At 31.2% G+C, this 16,973-nt stretch carries 16 protein-coding genes; 7 read left to right on the plus strand and 9 right to left on the minus strand.

The features are described from left to right. Positions 1-19: 19 nt before the first annotated feature. Positions 20-1,357 carry an NAD(P)-binding domain-containing protein gene (locus tag ACIJYE_RS01730; protein WP_435090782.1) on the minus strand — a complete coding sequence of 446 codons (1,338 nt, stop codon included), beginning with the start codon at positions 1,355-1,357 and terminating at the stop codon, positions 20-22. A gap of 145 nt (positions 1,358-1,502) precedes the next feature. Between ACIJYE_RS01730 and ACIJYE_RS01735 the strand changes: the two genes are divergently transcribed. Then, complete coding sequence (locus ACIJYE_RS01735) at positions 1,503-2,531, plus strand: glycerol-3-phosphate dehydrogenase (RefSeq protein ID WP_435090783.1); 1,029 nt, start codon at positions 1,503-1,505, stop codon at positions 2,529-2,531. A 7-nt stretch (positions 2,532-2,538) separates the two neighbouring features. On the opposite strand, the gene ACIJYE_RS01740 is transcribed toward ACIJYE_RS01735, so the two are convergent. After that, the gene (locus ACIJYE_RS01740; RefSeq protein ID WP_435090784.1) at positions 2,539-4,224 is read right to left on the minus strand and encodes a formate--tetrahydrofolate ligase; all 1,686 of its coding nucleotides are present in this window, start codon (positions 4,222-4,224) and stop codon (positions 2,539-2,541) included. A 127-nt stretch (positions 4,225-4,351) separates the two neighbouring features. Here ACIJYE_RS01740 and ACIJYE_RS01745 point away from each other — a divergent pair, with 127 nt between their 5' ends. The 5 genes from ACIJYE_RS01745 to ACIJYE_RS01765 all read left to right on the plus strand — a co-directional run bounded on the left by ACIJYE_RS01745 (position 4,352) and on the right by ACIJYE_RS01765 (position 12,168). Then, a complete protein-coding gene (locus tag ACIJYE_RS01745) occupies positions 4,352-5,608 on the plus strand; it encodes a sarcosine oxidase subunit beta family protein (protein ID WP_435090785.1) in 1,257 nt (418 codons plus the stop codon). Then, complete coding sequence (locus ACIJYE_RS01750) at positions 5,609-5,878, plus strand: sarcosine oxidase subunit delta (protein ID WP_435090786.1); 270 nt, start codon at positions 5,609-5,611, stop codon at positions 5,876-5,878. It begins immediately after the preceding gene. Next, the gene (locus ACIJYE_RS01755; protein ID WP_435090788.1) at positions 5,878-8,874 is read left to right on the plus strand and encodes a sarcosine oxidase subunit alpha family protein; all 2,997 of its coding nucleotides are present in this window, start codon (positions 5,878-5,880) and stop codon (positions 8,872-8,874) included. The genes ACIJYE_RS01750 and ACIJYE_RS01755 overlap by 1 nt, the downstream gene beginning before the upstream one ends. After that, positions 8,871-9,458: a sarcosine oxidase subunit gamma family protein gene (locus ACIJYE_RS01760; protein WP_435090789.1), complete on the plus strand. Its 588-nt coding sequence runs from the start codon at positions 8,871-8,873 to the stop codon at positions 9,456-9,458. The genes ACIJYE_RS01755 and ACIJYE_RS01760 overlap by 4 nt, the downstream gene beginning before the upstream one ends. 175 nt (positions 9,459-9,633) lie before the next feature. After that, positions 9,634-12,168 (plus strand): autotransporter domain-containing protein, encoded by a 2,535-nt coding sequence (locus ACIJYE_RS01765; protein ID WP_435090791.1) that lies wholly within the window; start codon positions 9,634-9,636, stop codon positions 12,166-12,168. A gap of 10 nt (positions 12,169-12,178) precedes the next feature. Here ACIJYE_RS01765 and ACIJYE_RS01770 read toward each other — a convergent pair whose 3' ends face one another. Then, a complete protein-coding gene (locus ACIJYE_RS01770) occupies positions 12,179-13,027 on the minus strand; it encodes a DMT family transporter (RefSeq protein ID WP_435091250.1) in 849 nt (282 codons plus the stop codon). Positions 13,028-13,133: 106 nt separating this feature from the next. Here ACIJYE_RS01770 and ACIJYE_RS01775 point away from each other — a divergent pair, with 106 nt between their 5' ends. Further along, on the plus strand, positions 13,134-13,430 hold the full coding sequence (locus ACIJYE_RS01775; RefSeq protein ID WP_435090792.1) for a hypothetical protein: 297 nt from the start codon (positions 13,134-13,136) through the stop codon (positions 13,428-13,430). On the opposite strand, the gene ACIJYE_RS01780 is transcribed toward ACIJYE_RS01775, so the two are convergent. From ACIJYE_RS01780 to ACIJYE_RS01805, 6 genes are all read right to left on the minus strand, one after another. Continuing rightward, positions 13,427-13,867, minus strand: coding sequence for a hypothetical protein (locus tag ACIJYE_RS01780; protein ID WP_435090794.1), 441 nt, complete (start codon positions 13,865-13,867; stop codon positions 13,427-13,429). The two genes, ACIJYE_RS01775 and ACIJYE_RS01780, sit on opposite strands and share 4 nt — an antisense overlap. A 3-nt stretch (positions 13,868-13,870) precedes the next feature. Next, on the minus strand, positions 13,871-14,617 hold the full coding sequence (locus ACIJYE_RS01785) for an aspartate/glutamate racemase family protein (protein WP_435090795.1): 747 nt from the start codon (positions 14,615-14,617) through the stop codon (positions 13,871-13,873). Between the two features lie 22 nt (positions 14,618-14,639). Continuing rightward, entirely contained in the window at positions 14,640-14,987 is a 348-nt protein-coding gene (locus ACIJYE_RS01790; protein ID WP_435090797.1) for a cupin domain-containing protein, read from the minus strand. A gap of 146 nt (positions 14,988-15,133) precedes the next feature. Next, on the minus strand, positions 15,134-15,340 hold the full coding sequence (locus tag ACIJYE_RS01795) for a cold-shock protein (RefSeq protein ID WP_008545539.1): 207 nt from the start codon (positions 15,338-15,340) through the stop codon (positions 15,134-15,136). 117 nt (positions 15,341-15,457) lie between these two features. Beyond that, positions 15,458-15,925 (minus strand): GNAT family N-acetyltransferase, encoded by a 468-nt coding sequence (locus ACIJYE_RS01800; RefSeq protein ID WP_435090798.1) that lies wholly within the window; start codon positions 15,923-15,925, stop codon positions 15,458-15,460. After that, on the minus strand, positions 15,926-16,972 hold the full coding sequence (locus tag ACIJYE_RS01805) for a 5-(carboxyamino)imidazole ribonucleotide synthase (RefSeq protein WP_435090799.1): 1,047 nt from the start codon (positions 16,970-16,972) through the stop codon (positions 15,926-15,928). Between the last annotated feature and the right edge of the window lies 1 nt (position 16,973).

Consider the following 16,973-nt stretch of genomic DNA (forward strand, 5'->3'; position numbering starts at 1 on the left):
AAAATAATAGTAATACTAATTATTTTATATAAGCCTTCATGGAGTCATCTAACTCATCTAGCCATACCGTGTGATGTAAAGGAGATTTTTTTCCAGTAATCAAAGATTTATAACTATTATTTCTAAAAGTCATAATATCTTCATGTTTATGATGCTCCCATTCCATGAAAGTTTTATTCACTCCTTCAATATCAAAATCTGGATAATCGGTAGCTTCAATAAGTTCTTTTGTATAATCACCTTGAAACCAAATTTTTTGCTCATCATCTTGTAATGAGTCCTCTCTCTTTTTCCATTCAAGACTATTTTTTGTCATTTCTTCTTTTGAGGGTAATGAAATTTTTCCAAGAATATAATCTCTTGCATACCAAGCTTGTGCATCAAACATATTAAAAGTATAAAATTGATCTTGCATACCTAGGTACATCATTTTGGGGTTAGACTCCCAAAATATTCCTTTATATAAATTAAGAGGCCATAATAAATTACTCGTTTTTAATTTAAGCTCTTCTTCAAGAAAAGGAAAATGATGCAAATAACCTGTACAAAGTATTATAGCATCTACCTTTTTTTTAGATCCATCTTTAAAGTGAACTGTGTTATCCGGATCAGCTTTAACCAACAAAGGGGATTGAGTAATTCTATCTGGCCAATGATAATTCATTGGTGCAGTTCTGTGGCTGATTGTAATAGAGTTACATCCATATTTGTAACATTGAGATGCAATATCTTCTGAAGAGTAACTGGTACCCACAATTAAAATATCTTTGTCTTTAAATTCCAAAGCATCTCTAAAATCATGAGCATGCATTACTCTACCGCCAAAAGTCGAAAGACCTTCAAATTCAGGTACATTTGGAGTACTAAAATGTCCTGATGCACAAACAACATAATCAAAATCTTCACTATAGGTTACCTTTTTGACTAAATCTTCAACTGAGACTGTGAATAACTTACTATCTTTGTTGTAACTTACCCAACGAACAGAAGTTCTAAATCTTACTTGTTTTTTAAAATCTGATTTAGCAAGTCTTCCACGTATATAATCCAAGATTACTTCTCTTGGAGGGTAAGATCCAATAGGTTTACCAAAATGTTCATCAAAAGAATAATCTGAAAACTCAAGGCATTCTTTTGGTCCATTGGACCAAAGATATCTATACATACTACAATGTACAGGCTCTCCATACTCATCAGTTCCAGTCCTCCAGCTATAATTCCATAACCCTCCCCAATCTTCTTGTTTTTCGAAGCAAACTACTTCAGGAATTTTTTCACCTTTTTTTTGAGCAGATTCAAAAGCCCGTAGTTGAGCTAAACCAGAAGGGCCAGCACCGATTATTGCTACTTTAGTCATAAAAGATCTCCATTAAAAATTATTATATAATCTACTTTACTAACAAAATGTTAAAAATTACAATAAATATATCTTATTACAGTAATATTATTGATATAAATCAAATGAGTAAATCTTGTAAAAATAAAGCTTTAAACGTCAATTTATGAAAAAAATAATTATTATTGGTGCTGGTGCAATGGGGTCTGCTTTTGCAGTTCCATGTTTAGATAATAAAAATGATGTTACAATTGTTGGAACACATTTAGAGGACAACCTAATTGAAAGTATTAATTCTAATAATCATATACATCCAGCATTAAAGACACAATTACCAAAAGAAATTAAATTTGAGCGATTTGAAAAATTACAAACTATTTTAAAACAAAATATTGATATTATTGTTTGTGGAGTAAGTTCAGTAGGTATTGAGTGGTTTGTTCAACAAATTTCAAAAAAATATAAAAAGAAAATACCAATTGTATTATTAACCAAAGGTCTATCCATAGTAGATAATGAGCTCTCTACACTTTCAGACAAAATTAAAAATCTTTTAGAGAAAGAAGGTCATTCTGAAATTAATATTTCAGCTATCAAAGGACCATGTTTAGCTGCAGGATTAGCAAATAAAATGAGAACAGGAACAGTTATTGCAAATAAAAACTTAAAAGAAAGTCAGTTCCTAAAAGAAACAATCTCAACTAACTATTACTCTACTGAAATCTCAGAAGATATAAATGGTGTTGAGTTATCAGGAGCAATAAAGAATATTTACTCAATGCTAATTGGAGCATCTGAAGGCTTGAGCAATCCCAAAGCTTCAAAAGAAATTCAATCAAAATATTTTTTAAATACCGCAGCATCTTTAATACATAGATCAATTTCTGAAATGGTAGAGTTTGTTTCTAATTATGGAGGTAAAGCAGAAACAGTTTATGGTTTAGCAGGTTTAGGCGATTTGTATGTTAGCGCAATTGGAGGAAGAAATAGTTTGATGGGAAAATATTTAGGTGAGGGATATCTGTATAATGATGCTAAAGAAAAATTTATGAGAGACATTACTGTAGAAGGTGCTCAATTAGCTTTAGAAATTGGACCAAAAATTTTACAAGATTTAAATCCTCAGCATTTCCCGCTAATGTTCAGTATGCTGCAAACTATTTGTGAAAATAAAAAATTACAAATTGATTGGTAAGAAATCTCTAGAATAGACCTTCTATTTCACCATCTTTATTAAGTTTGATTGAGTCAGCCGCAGGTACTCTTGGTAAACCCGGCATTGTCATAATAGCTCCACAAACAACAACAATAAATTCTGCGCCAGAAGAAAGTCTTATTTCTCTTATAGGGAGAGCATGACCTGTTGGTGCACCTTTAAGACTAGGATCAGTTGAAAAACTATATTGAGTTTTTGCAATACAAATTGGTAATTCACCATAACCAGCTTCTTCAAAGCTTTTAAGTTGATCTCTAATTTTTGTATCAGCAATAACCTCATCTGCTCTGTAAATCTCTTTTGCAATTGTCTCAATCTTTTTAAATAAAGGTGTTTTGCTCTCGTATAAAAACTTGAATTTAGCTTCATTTTTTTCACATAGATCAGCAACATGCGCTGCTAGTTCTTTTGTGCCCTCACCACCGTTTGCCCAGTGAGTACAAAGACTTGCTTTAACTCCCAATCCATCACAAAATTCTATTAAAGCTTTGACCTCATTGTCAGTATCTTTAATAAAATGGTTAACTGCAACAGCAACGGGTAAACCAAATTTTTTTACATTTTCAATATGTCTCTCAAGATTAATCAGTCCTTTTTTAAGAGCTTCCACATTTTCATTTTTCAAATCATCTTTGGCAACCCCACCATGCATTTTTAGTGCTCTAATTGTTGCAACAATCACTACACAGCTTGGTTTAAGATTTGATTTTCTACACTTAATATCTAGAAATTTTTCTGCACCCAAGTCAGCACCAAACCCAGCTTCTGTTACAACATAGTCAGCAAGCTTTAGTCCAGTTTTTGTAGCAATAACTGAATTACATCCGTGTGCAATATTTGCAAAAGGGCCCCCATGAATAATTGCAGGATTATTTTCTAAAGTTTGAGTAACATTAGGTCTAATTGCATCTTTTAACAACACAGTCATTGGACCTTGAGCTTTCAAATCTTTTGCGTAAACAGGTTTTCTATCTCTTGTGTATGCTATTGTAATATTTCCTATTCTTTTTTCTAAATCTTCTAAATCATTTGATAAACAAAAGATCGCCATGATCTCAGATGCAACAGTTATGTCAAAACCATCTTCTCGTGGAAATCCATTTGCAATACCACCTAAATTAATATTTATTTCTCTCAAAGAACGATCATTCATATCCATCACTCTTTTCCAAACAATTCTTCTTACATCTATATCTAATTTATTTCCCCAATAGATATGATTATCTATTAAAGCAGATAATAAATTATGCGCAGAAGTTATTGCATGAAAGTCTCCAGTGAAATGTAAATTAATTTGTTCCATTGGAACCACTTGTGCGTACCCGCCGCCAGCTGCTCCGCCTTTCATACCAAATGAAGGACCAAGACTTGGCTCTCTTAAACATACAATAGATTTTTTTCCAATTTTATTTAGACCATCGTTAAGTCCAACTGAAGTAGTGGTCTTACCTTCACCTGCTGGAGTAGGAGTGATTGCAGTAACTAAAACTAATTTTCCATCCGGTTTATCTTTTAAGGTATCTAAATATTCTAAATTAATTTTTGCAATGTGTCTGCCCATCGGACTGAAAGCAGCACTTTCATCAGGTACATTTATTTTCGCTAGAATATCATTTATAGGTTGCATTTTAGCTTCTCTAGCTATTTGAATATCTGACTTAACTTCGCTCATATAAAATCCTACAAGTTATAAATTTTTTTGATGACTTCTTATCTCTTTTTGACATCTTTGGAAACTTCTAAAAAATATATATAAAAAAAATAAGAACTATTTATATTGATTGAGATAAAAATATCTGATGCAAAAATATTCAATATTTAATCTGATTAAAAATGCTATTTCTGGCCATCAAAACTGGGATTTAGCATGGAAAGATCCAACACCTAAAAAAGAATATGACGTTGTAATCATTGGAGGTGGTGGTCATGGTTTGGCGACCGCATATTATTTAGCAAAAGAGCACAACATTACTAACGTTGCAATCATTGAAAAAGGTTGGATTGGCGGTGGAAATGTTGGCCGCAATACTACAATTATTAGATCAAACTATATGCATGATGATAATGCACTCTTCAGTGAATTTGGAATGGATCTCTGGAGAAAGATGAGCCAAGATTTAAACTACAACGTAATGTTTTCACCAAGAGGAATTATAAATCTTGCTCACTCAGATGCTCAGATGAATGTGTATGCGCGAAGAGGAAACTCTATGCGATTGAATGGAATAGATGCGTTACTCTTAAACAGAGAACAGGTAAAAGAAATTATTCCAATGGCAGATTTTTCTGAAAATGTAAGGTTCCCTATTTTCGGTGGATTAATGCAACCAAGTGCTGGAACAGCTAGACACGATGCGGTTGCTTGGGGATATGCAAGACAAGCAGACTCAATGGGCGTTGATATCATTCAAAACTGTGAAGTAACAGGATTTGATGTTGTTGGTGGAAAAATTAATGGAGTAAGAACTTCAAGAGGTGACATCAAAGTTAAGAAAATTGGATTATGCGTTGCTGGAAGTACTAATCATTTAGCAGAGAAATTAAATATGACATTGCCTGTAGAAACTCACTTACTTCAAGCTTGTGTTTCAGAGCCTGTAAAACCAATTTTAGATAGAGTGGTTACTTTTGGAGCAGGACACTTTTATATTAGTCAATCTGACAAAGGTGAAATGGTAATGGGCGGAGACCTTGATGGTTATAATAGTTATGCGCAAAGAGGTAACCTACCAACTTTACAACATGTGTTGACAGAAGGTATAGCAATGATGCCGTTCTTAAGTAAATTAAAAATGTTGAGAACTTGGGGTGGAATAATGGATATGTCTATGGATGGTTCTCCTATAATTGATAAAACACATATTGAAGGTTTATATTTAAATTGTGGTTGGTGCTATGGTGGATTTAAAGCAACTCCTGCATCGGGTTGGACATTCGCTCATACAATTGCTCAAGACAGAGTTCATAAATTAAACGCAGGATATAGTTTAAATAGATTTAACACAGGTCACTTACTTGATGAAAAAGGACTTGGAACAAAAACTTGGATTTCATAAATGCTTCATATTAAATGTCCACACTGTGGAATGAGATCACAAAATGAATTTTCTTATGGTGGTGACGCAACTGTTAAAAGACCAGAACTTAATAAAGAGGTAACAGATCAAGATTGGGACAACTTTGTCTATAATAGAAAAAGTTTAAGAGGAAAACATTTAGAGTTATGGCAACATTTATCAGGGTGCAGACAATGGATAAAAGTTGAAAGAGACACTGCAACTCATGAAATATTTAGAACACTAAAAGCTAATGAGGATAATTCATAATGGATCAAAGTTATCGATTATCAGATGTTGGTTTAATAAATAGAGATAAGAAATTATCTTTTAAGTTTAATGGTAAAACTTATTATGGTTTTGAGGGAGACACTTTAGCCTCAGCTTTAATAGCTAATGGTGTTCATTTAATCGGTAGAAGCTTTAAATACCATAGACCAAGAGGTTTTTTTGGCGCTGGGGTTGATGAACCTTATGCAATTGTTCAATTATATAGAAATGGTGAAACTGAACCTAATATTAAAGCCACAGAACAAGAGCTTTTTGAAGGGTTAGAGGCAACAAGTGTAAATTGTTGGCCAAGTGTAAACTTTGATATTGGAGCAATAAATAATTTCTTTAAAATGTTTTTACCTGCTGGGTTTTATTACAAAACTTTTATGTGGCCAAAAAGCTTTTGGTACAAAGTTTATGAACCATTTATTAGAAAAGCAGCAGGTCTTGGTGTTGCATCTACTAAACATGATAAAGAGAGATATGAACATAAATACGAATATTGTGATTTATTAATTGCTGGTTCAGGCCCATCAGGTTTAGCGAGTGCATACGCTGCAGCAAAAAATGGAGCAAGAGTTATTTTAGCTGAAGATAAAGCTAGACATGGAGGAACTTTATTAACTAGTGATGTTAATATAGGAAATCAATCAGGTAAAGAGTGGGCTGATGGAATAATTTCAGAACTTAAAAAAATGCCTAACGTTGTTGTTAAAAACAGATCACAGGTTTTTGGATATTATGATCATAACATGCTGGTAATGTCTGAAAGAATTAGTGATCACCTTCCACAGACAAAAAAATACCATCCAAAACAAAGACTTTGGTACATTAGAGCAAAAGAGGTTTTAATTTCTTCAGGATCAATTGAAAGACCAATTGTTTTTGGAAACAATGATACCCCAGGAGTAATGCTTTCATCAGCAGCAAAAGAATACCTTAAAATTTATGGAGTATTAGTCGGAAGAAATCCTTTAATATTTACGAATAACGATAGTGGTTATGAAACTGCAATTGAATTTAAAAAAAATGGTGTTGAACCAATTATTTTAGATACAAGAAAAGATCCTCAATCAGAAGTAGTCGATGAAGCAAAAAATTTGGGAATTAACATTAATTTTTCTTATGTGGTAGTTGCCGCTCAAGGTTATAAAAAAGTAAAATCAGCAGATATTGCAAAAATTTCAGATGATAAAGAACAGCTTGGTATGGTAGAAAATATTAAATGTGATTGTATATGTGTTTCAGGTTTTTGGACACCAACAATTCATTTAGCTTCACAATCAGGAAATAAAACAAAATTCAATGAAGAAATTGATGCATTTGTTCCAGGTGTATCAAAACAAAACGAAACAACGTTAGGCGCTGCAAATGGAACTTATACTTTAGAGGAGACTTTGAAAAGTTCTTTTGAAACTGGTCATGAGTTATCAAAAAAAATTACTAACAATAATAATGAAATTTCATTTCCAAATGTAGTCGAAAAAAAATCAACAACTCACGACAAGTTTTGGTGTGTGCCATTACCTGAGGGAAAAAATTATAAAAGATTTTTAGATTTTCAAAATGATGTAGCGGTTTCTGATGTAGAGATAGCACTTAAAGAGGGTTATCGATCAATTGAACATGTAAAAAGATATACAACGCTTGGTATGGCAACTGACCAAGGCAAAACGAGTAATTTAAATGGCTTACAATTAGTATCAAATATTGAAAATAAAGTAGTACCAAATGTTGGTCACACTACTTTTAGACCACCGTACACTCCTGTTTCAATAGGAGCAATTGTTGGAAGAGAAGTTGGAAAACATTCAAAACCAACAAGAAAATCACCAATGCACTCTTGGCATGAAAAAAACAATGCAGTTTTTGTTGATGCAGGTGTGTGGTTAAGACCAAGATACTACAAACAAGGTAATGAAAATTTATTTGAAGGATCAAAAAGAGAAGCAAAAAACGTAAGAACTAATGTAGGAGTTTGTGATGTAACCACATTAGGTAAGATAGATATTAAAGGACCAGATGCAGCTGAGCTGCTTAATAGAGTTTATACAAATGCATGGTTAAAGTTACCAGTTGGTAAAGCAAGATACGGTGTGATGTTAAGAGAAGATGGGATTGTTATGGACGATGGAACAACTACAAGAATTTCAGAAAATCATTATCACATGACAACTACTACCGCACAAGCTGCAAACGTTCTTTCACATTTAGAATATTATTTACAACTAGTATGGCCCGAATTAAATGTGAATGTAGTTTCAACTACAGAGCAATGGGCAGGAGCTGCAGTTGCTGGACCTAAATCTAGAGATTTATTACAAAAACTATTTCCAAATTCTGACGTGTCAAATGAAGGATTACCTTTTATGGGTTACATGGAGGGAGATTTGTTTGGAGTTAAGGCTAGAATTTTTAGAATTTCATTTTCCGGTGAGCTTGCATATGAAGTAAATGTTGAGTCTGATAATGGAGACTTTATGTGGGAAAAAATTATGGAAGTTGGTAAACAATTTAAAATTCAACCATATGGAACAGAGGCATTATCAACTCTTAGAATTGAAATGGGACACGTTGCAGGATCTGAGCTTGATGGAAGAACGATCCCTTATGACAACTCTCTTGAAGGATTACTAAGTAAAAAGAAAGATTTTATTGGAAAAAGATCTTTAACTAGAGAAGCATTTATAGCCGAAGATAGACAAAAAGTTGTCGGTGTTGTTCCATTAGATAAAAAAACAAGTATTCCTGAAGGATCGCATTTAGTTAAAGACTCAAATGCACCACTACCAAATCCAAAATTAGGTTATATTTCAGCTTCTTGTTGGAGTGTAGAACATGATAATCCATTTTCTTTAGCAATACTAAAAGATGGAAAAAACATGATTGGTGAAAAATTATTTGTAATGTCTCCAGTTAAAAATAAGGTAATCCCAGTTGAAATAGTATCTTCTCACTATGTTGATCCAAAAGGTGAAAGGGTTAGATCATGAGTTTAATATCAGCTTTAGCAAATGTTCATTCAACTGGCCAATTTGGGGACCATGAAGGTAAAAATGAAAATGATCTTTTAAAAATTTCTGAGATAAAGAATTTATTAATAGTTCAAATAGTTCAATACAAAAACTCTACAGTTTCAATTGAAAATATTGATATCGATGGTCTAAAATTAAAAGATGAGCCACTAAGAGTAATAAATAATACTGATACAAGAATTTTATGGAACGGTCCAAAAAATTGGCTTTTGGTTTCTACAAAAAAAGATTTACTTAAAAATATTTCACAAAATTTAAATGAAACAGATTTTGCGGTAACTGATTTATCTCACTCAAAAGCGATAATTGAAATAGAAGGTCAAGATGCTAAAGAAGTTTTAAAGAAAGGCTGTCCTTTTAATTTTAATACTTTAGAAAAAAATAATTCAATAAATTCTACTTATAATGGAATAGCTTTCACGGTTGATATGCTAGACGACAATTCAGATAAAGTAAGATTGTTTGCTCTCAGAAGTTTTGGTGAATCTTTGTATCACTCTATTACAGATGCTTCTTTAGAGTTTGGCTTTAAATCTTTGTAAGACAAAAAGCTTTATTTTACATCAAATTTATTCAACTATTATGACCCATAATGAACATATTAAGTATTAAAAATTAATTATTTTTTTTATAAATTTTAGATAAATTTTGTCACTACATGATTTTAGGTTGGTGATCTTCCTAAAGAATAAATAGGTCACAAGAAATATTTATTTAATGTATGTATTTAAATTGATATTAAATTATTATAAAACTTACATCTGTGTAAGTTTAATTTTTCTTATTACATTATTAATAATTTTTTTTCCTAAAAAAACTTATGCTGCTGATTGTGCCGATGTTAATGGCACGACTGTAACTTACACTTCAGATTGTAGACAAATAGTAGTAACGGGTGATGGTTCTAACATTACTATTGATGGTGCTACAATTAAAGGACATTCAAGTGATGATGAAAAGGGAATAATCACTACAAACGGTACTAATACTACTATTACTATTAATAGCGATGCAGGTATAGGTTACGACACTGCAGATGGCCTTGATAGATACGGAATTAAACATGCAGCAGGCTCAGGCAGCATTACAACAATTACTAATAATGGAAGAATAGAGACTAAGCAATCCACTTCCAATGGAGCTGGTTATCCAATTTTTAATGGATCCACCATTGGAGATATAGTTAATAGTGGACAAATTTATTCAAACAGTAAAGTTGCAATTGCAAATACGAAAAATGGAACAATTAACAAAATTGAAAATACTGCTACCGGTGATATATGGTCAGTACGAAAATATACTATTCAAAATAACAATACCATTGGAACAATAACAAATGCAGGGATGATTAGATCTAGTAAAGAACAAGCAATTAGAAACGCATCAAATGATGAATCAGTGCCCACAATTACTTTAATAGAAAATAAAAGTGGCGCAACGATACAAGCTGAAAACGAAACCATTATGAATTCAGGTCGCGGTATAATTACAACAATCAAAAATGCCGGCACAATTAAGGCATGGGGAGCTGATGGAAAAGCAATTAGAAATTTTAACGCTACAATAGGTACCATAGAAAATACAGGAACTATTTCTACCACCAAAACTAGCGGTGGTAGCGGTCAGGCAATCGTTTCTTCAACTGGTGGTGTAATTAATACAATAAATAATTCTGGAACTATTTCTGCTATTGATGGTAATGGTGTAATTTACGTTAACGCAACCGGAGCTATCGGAACAATTACTAACTCAGGCAATATTACAGGAGATGACAGTGGTGCTGCAATTAAAAATGAAGGGGCAATCACCACAATAAATAACTCAGGCAATATTACAGATTCTACTAATGCAGATGGTATTAAAAATATATTAGGAGCAACTATTGGAACAATTAACAATACTGGAACGATAACAGGTGCTGATTTGGATATTAATAATGCTAATGACGCAGGTCAATCTGGAACTATTACAACATTGAATAACTCTCAAGGAGGGAATGATGCGCTGACTTATGGATATAAGCTTCCTACAAATTACAATGTAATTGTTAATAGCACTTCTGATTATGGTAAAATAGTTTTTAGCAATAAATCAGGAACGACGACTTTCGGTGTACATAGCACTTCAACACTAACTGGTTCATCAGTAAATACGACTTATAGCGACGTAATTAGCGGCTTAACAGAAAGTGATTTAGTATCATGCACTAGTGATACAGACTGCACAACAGGTAATAAATTTGAAGGAACAAATAAATATTATTGGAAATTAGATGATACTAATAATGATGATGATTGGGATTTAATTATTACTGCTATAGAAAGTTCAGTTCCACCATCTTCTACGTTGCCTAAAACACCTACTCTTGAGTCTATGAATAGTCTTAAATCAGTAACAGATGCAAACTTTGCTCATATGAATACTTATGATTGTGATTTTTTTGGCAATAATAATGATACATGTCTGTCATTAGGAGGCAGACGTTCTAAAGTTACAAATCCAAGTTCAACAACAAATGGATTAGTACTAGTAGGTGGAAAGAGATTTTCTGATCAACTGAGGATAGGAGGTTTCTATCACACCAATACTAAACACGACACAGCAAAAAATTTAAAACTTTCAGATAATACTCCACTTCTTGGAAGTTTAATTGTTTGGAATCAAAAAAGCTCTGGCTTAGGATTTCAAGTAAAATATGCAAACGCGTATCAAGAAAAAAATGCTACAATCACCCGTGCAGCAGGAGAAAATTCAGAAGAGGGAACAGGAAAAACACTAACAAAAGCAATTAGTAATACAATTGAAACACGTTATGTAATTTCAAAAAAAAATAAAATTAATTATACTCCCTATTTTGCATCAAGATACGCAGTCAAAAAACAAGATAGTTATACAGAAGTAGGACCTGTTAGCCCACTTACTTATAATAAAATTAATGATAAAGCGCTTACCGTTTTATTAGGTACAAGAATTGATGCAAATTTAACACCAGCACTTAACCTTCATGCTACTTTAGGAATAGAACATGATGTTTATCATACAATTTCTAAGTTAGCACCCACGGGTATGTCAGGTCTTCCAACAGTAAATCTTGATGCAAACTTAAAAAAAACTCGTCCAGTAGTTTCCCTAGGTTTTGATTATGATTTATCTTCAAATAATAGATTTTCTTCTATTATTCAGTATCAAGAATTAGCCTATGAAAATATGACACAAACAAATTTGTATATTTATTATTCAAAAGCATTCTAACTAAATATCTTTAATCTCGTGTTGCAATGTAAACACCTATTGTGGTTATTAAAAAACCTACAAGATCTAAACTGGTTAGATTTTCATTTAAAAATAGCCAAGCCATGAGAGCGGATGTTGCTGGTATTAAAAAAAATATAGAAACAGTTTTGCTTGCTGAGTTATTTTTAATTAAATACATCAATATTGTAAAAGCACCAAATGATACTAAAAATATCTGGTGACTCATCGCAATTAAAAATGTTTGTGAAAAATCAATATATGGTTTTGCAAAAAATATTATAACCAATAGATGAAAAGTAAAACCACCTATAGCTTGATACATATTGCTTACTGATAATGGTAAATTGTTACTAAGTTTTTTTTGCCAAATAGTTGAGGATGTTATTGCAATTAAAGCTATTACAGTTGCAGCTAAACCAGCTATTGGAATTTCTGAACCAATATCTAAACCTAAAACTAAGGCCGCTCCTATAAAGCCTAACAAAACCCCAAGCCATTGTTTTGGTGTTACTTTCTCATTTAAAATTGGACCACTAAAAGCATTTGTTAGAATTGGTTGTAGGGTGACTATTAAAGCAGCAATTCCTGCAGGCATCCCTTTTGAAATTGAGTAAAAAACCCCACCTAAATAAAATCCATGAAAAAGAACTCCACTAAAAAAAGATTCAATAAAATTTTTTCTTTTTATTAAAATTTTTTGTTTTGAATAAACGGAAAACAGGAAAAAACCAATTGCTACGATTGAAAATCTAAAAGCAAGTGCTGAAAAGGGGTCGCTGTTGTCAATTATAGGCTTTGTGGTAATGAACGCAGAAGACCATAATAAAACAAATATGAACGGAAAAATCTTTATCATTTTTGCTTTATAGTTCATAATAGAATTTTATCTCAAAAAAATACCTAAATTGAACTATTTCTAGCTTGAGTTGAAGAATCAGATATGTATTACTTAGCTCAAGCTTATGAAATTTTTAAAAATATCTTTTATATTTTTTTCACTTATTTTTTTGAATGGTTGCCTTCAAACTACCGCTCTATTAGGACCAAGCATGACTGCTGTAACAACAGGAAATGTTCTTCAAGCTGGACTTCAGTATGGTGCAAACACAGCTATAAAAAATGAAACAGGCAAAAATACTTTTGAACATTTACAAGATGCTGTTGAAAGTCAAAGTAAAAGTCATAAGTTTCAAACAAAATTTACAGATCTTGTGGAAAAAAAATTTGAGCTTACAAGAAAAAAGTTAAAATTAAATTAATCTAAAATATTTAAAGTTATTAAATTTTGTTGTTTAGTCTCTTTACACCACATTTCAAAGCTCTCACAAACTCTCCAAAGATGATCAAATGCTCTCTGAGATATTTCTAAGGGAAAATGGCTTTTTGTGTAATATAATTTAGGTATTTTTAACAAGAACTTAACCATCGAGTCTTTTTGTAACTCTAAAAGTCTCATAGTTTCATCATTAATTTTTTTACCAGTAATTTTATCAACAAAGTTATTATTCTTTAATTCTAAAAACCATTGATCATGGAATTCTCCTGAACTAATTAAATCATAATCTTTGGTTGTCATAAAAACCTCAAAAGCTTGTATATTAGTCATTTCAGAGTTGTCTTTTTTGATTTTATTAACTTTTGAATAAATCAATTCTGCAACTCTTAGAACATAGGGCTTGTCAGTATCCAATGGCATGAATTATTTTTTGTGTCTAGTCATTGCAGAACTTGCAAGTATTAAATTTGGATCTAAAAAGATTTTAGAAGATTTTACATTGCTAAATGATTTAAAAGCAAAGATTGCTATTGGAAGCTCTGTACATCCTAAAATTATTTTTTTACATTTCATCTTAATTAATTCATTAATTGCTGGCTTGATTGCTTTTGCAGCAGCTTTTACATTACCCATTTTAACAAATTTTATTGCTTTATTTACTGATTTTTTTTGTAAATTTTGTGATGGTTTTATCAATTTATAACTTTTATCAAAAATTTTATTGTAAACACCTGTTTTTAAAGTTCCTTCTGTAGCTAATAGACCTACTTTTGAATTTTTTTTACAATTTTTTTTTGTAAATTTAAAAACTTCTTTCGGCATATTTACAATTGGAATTTTAATTTTTTTTTGTAAATCGTCGAACCAATAATGAGCAGTATTACAAGGTATAACAATAAATTTACACTTATTCTTTTCAAGTAATTTACAGCCTTGAAGTAAACTTTTTAAAACAAGATTATATTTTTTTTTACTGGTGTTATTTGAAGATTTGTTTGATAAATTTCCAGTCTGAACTCCAATTGACTCTGGTCTACCAGGTATATTGGATTTATTATAAAGTATAAATAGAGGATATTCTTGATCAATTTTTCCTCGATTTAAAATTGCAAGTTTATTACAAAAGTCTAAACCTGCTTGTGTGCCCATTCCACCTAAAATGCCGATCATATTTTTTTTTGAATAATTTATATTAGATTGGTTTATTAATACCTCTCATAAAAACTATAAGTAGGCAACCATTTTTCGTATGAGAGTTGTGAGTGCTTCCAGGTTCAAAAGTAACAAAATCACCTTTTTTAAAAATTTTACCATCAGCATCCTCAAGCTCACCATTTATTACATAAAATTCTTCAAAGCCCTGATGAATATGAGGTAAGCTTTTAGCGCCTGGATCCATCTTAAGAATATATGAACCAAATCCTCCATTTTTTTTATCGTAACTTATTTTATGCCAGCTCATACCCTCAACTGGCTCACCATAGTTATCAAATGGTTTAAACACTAGATTGCTAATATTGTTTATAAATCTCTTACTCATATTAATAATACTTATTGTACTATTAAATTTTAGTATTTAAAAATTGTGTTTAAAGATTTTTTTAGGAGAATTTTACTATTGGCTGAATTTAATCATTTTAATCTATAGATTAAAATTCTAATTTTTCAGCCAATAGGAAGTGTGAATTATGCAGTTTTTAAGTTAACTGCTGAAGGACCTTTGGGACCATCTTCAACATCGAAAGTCAAAGCTTGACCCTCATCTAAACCGTTCATACCAGCATCTCTTACTGCTGAAACATGTACAAACACATCTTTTTCTTTATCTTCTCTTTCAATAAAACCAAAACCTTTAGTTGGATTGAACCATTTTACTTTTCCTTGTAGACTCATATTTATCTTCTTACTTTTCGTTGTATTAATTTATTACTTATAATTAAGTAATTCCGGCTTTGTTTAGAATTTATAGGGTTTTGTCAACTAAATTAATAATATTAAATAATTAAAGAGTTATTTGTTGTTAATTAGCATAGTCATATAAACAGAATTAATATTACTTTTATAGCTAGAAAAAGGCTCACAAGTGTTAAAACCACATTTATGAAATAGTTTTCTAGCAGCTAAAAAAAAATCACCTGCACCAGTCTCTAAACTTAATCTTTTAATATTGAGTTTTTTTGCCTCATTAATTAAGTGGTTTATGACTTTATAGCCATTCCCTTGGTTTCTAAATTTGTCACTTACTCTTATTGACTTGAATTCACCATGCTCTTTATCAAGAAACTTTAAAGCACCACTTCCCATTAAATTATTTTCATCCCATAAGCTCCAAAATTTAATAGTAGGATCCTTTAGTCCTGCTATATCTAGTACGTGACAACTATCTTCAGGTGATACAGATCTTAATTCAATGAAATGACTCGTAAGAAGCTCATGAACCTCTGGATTATCAAAATTACCTTCTATAGATTTTAACATTTAAACTAAAGTTGTGATGTGACCCATTTTTCTTTTTTCTTTGATTTCTTTTTTTAAATAATCAAAAAAAAATTCATTATCATTTAATTTAATTGAATTTCTATAATTTGATATTTGATTTCCAATAAGATTAATCATTTTTGCATTTGATAATTTCTTAAGTGATACTTGTTCTAAGCCACACACAGCCCTAACATGGTTCTCAAATTGACTTATATTATATGCATTAATTGTTAAATGGCCTGAATTATGAACTCTTGGAGCAATTTCATTTACATACAGATTATCATTTCTGTCTATAAAAAATTCTACACATAGAGTTCCTACATATTTCAATTCTTCAGCAATTAACGTTGCCCATTCTTTTGACTGATTAAAAATTTTTTCACCAATTTCTGCTGGAATTTTGGAATGTTTCAATATTTGATCTTCATGAGTATTTTCAATTGGTTCATAAATCTCATATTTGTGATTATTAAATCTAGTTATGATTATAGATATTTCTTTTTTTAACTTTACTAATTTTTCCAAAATATAACCCTTTGAAAAATCCAGATTTAGTGAGCTAAGGTCTTCAATTGATTTAATTGGATGTTGTCCTTTACCATCATAACCAAGTGTAGTTGTTTTAAGTATACCAGGTAAAAAATCTTCTAACGCCTCTATATCTGACTTTTTTTCAATAGAAACATATCTGGTTGTTCTAATATTTAAATTATTAACAAAATCTTTTTCAGCCAATCTATGTTGAATAAGTCTATTTACAGATGGCTTTGGCAAAACAGGTTTTAGTTTATTAATTTCATTGAGTGTTTCAAAGGGAATATTTTCAAACTCATATGTTACAATACTAACAAGGTTTAAAAATTCACTAATTTTTTCTTTATTGTTGTAGTCTCCAAAAATAAATTTATTACAAAAATTTTGCGCTGGTGCTTCAGCATCATCACAAAAAATTATTGTTTCTATGTTTAATTTTTTTGCTGCAATAGCAAGCATGCTACCAAGTTGTCCTCCACCAATTATGCCAAGTGTTATTTGTGACATT

The organism is Candidatus Pelagibacter bacterium nBUS_30 (genome assembly GCF_051201245.1).
Classification (GTDB): domain Bacteria; phylum Pseudomonadota; class Alphaproteobacteria; order Pelagibacterales; family Pelagibacteraceae; genus Pelagibacter.

Bases quoted from the DNA above. Each gene is read 5' to 3' on its own strand.
- ACIJYE_RS01730 (WP_435090782.1), bottom strand. From the start codon at position 1,357: ATGACTAAAGTAGCAATAATCGGTGCTGGCCCTTCTGGTTTAGCTCAA.
- ACIJYE_RS01735 (WP_435090783.1), top strand. From the start codon at position 1,503: ATGAAAAAAATAATTATTATTGGTGCTGGTGCAATGGGGTCTGCTTTT.
- ACIJYE_RS01740 (WP_435090784.1), bottom strand. From the start codon at position 4,224: ATGAGCGAAGTTAAGTCAGATATTCAAATAGCTAGAGAAGCTAAAATG.
- ACIJYE_RS01745 (WP_435090785.1), top strand. From the start codon at position 4,352: ATGCAAAAATATTCAATATTTAATCTGATTAAAAATGCTATTTCTGGC.
- ACIJYE_RS01750 (WP_435090786.1), top strand. From the start codon at position 5,609: ATGCTTCATATTAAATGTCCACACTGTGGAATGAGATCACAAAATGAA.
- ACIJYE_RS01755 (WP_435090788.1), top strand. From the start codon at position 5,878: ATGGATCAAAGTTATCGATTATCAGATGTTGGTTTAATAAATAGAGAT.
- ACIJYE_RS01760 (WP_435090789.1), top strand. From the start codon at position 8,871: ATGAGTTTAATATCAGCTTTAGCAAATGTTCATTCAACTGGCCAATTT.
- ACIJYE_RS01765 (WP_435090791.1), top strand. From the start codon at position 9,634: ATGTATGTATTTAAATTGATATTAAATTATTATAAAACTTACATCTGT.
- ACIJYE_RS01770 (WP_435091250.1), bottom strand. From the start codon at position 13,027: ATGATAAAGATTTTTCCGTTCATATTTGTTTTATTATGGTCTTCTGCG.
- ACIJYE_RS01775 (WP_435090792.1), top strand. From the start codon at position 13,134: ATGAAATTTTTAAAAATATCTTTTATATTTTTTTCACTTATTTTTTTG.
- ACIJYE_RS01780 (WP_435090794.1), bottom strand. From the start codon at position 13,867: ATGCCATTGGATACTGACAAGCCCTATGTTCTAAGAGTTGCAGAATTG.
- ACIJYE_RS01785 (WP_435090795.1), bottom strand. From the start codon at position 14,617: ATGATCGGCATTTTAGGTGGAATGGGCACACAAGCAGGTTTAGACTTT.
- ACIJYE_RS01790 (WP_435090797.1), bottom strand. From the start codon at position 14,987: ATGAGTAAGAGATTTATAAACAATATTAGCAATCTAGTGTTTAAACCA.
- ACIJYE_RS01795 (WP_008545539.1), bottom strand. From the start codon at position 15,340: ATGAGTCTACAAGGAAAAGTAAAATGGTTCAATCCAACTAAAGGTTTT.
- ACIJYE_RS01800 (WP_435090798.1), bottom strand. From the start codon at position 15,925: ATGTTAAAATCTATAGAAGGTAATTTTGATAATCCAGAGGTTCATGAG.
- ACIJYE_RS01805 (WP_435090799.1), bottom strand. From the start codon at position 16,972: ATGTCACAAATAACACTTGGCATAATTGGTGGAGGACAACTTGGTAGC.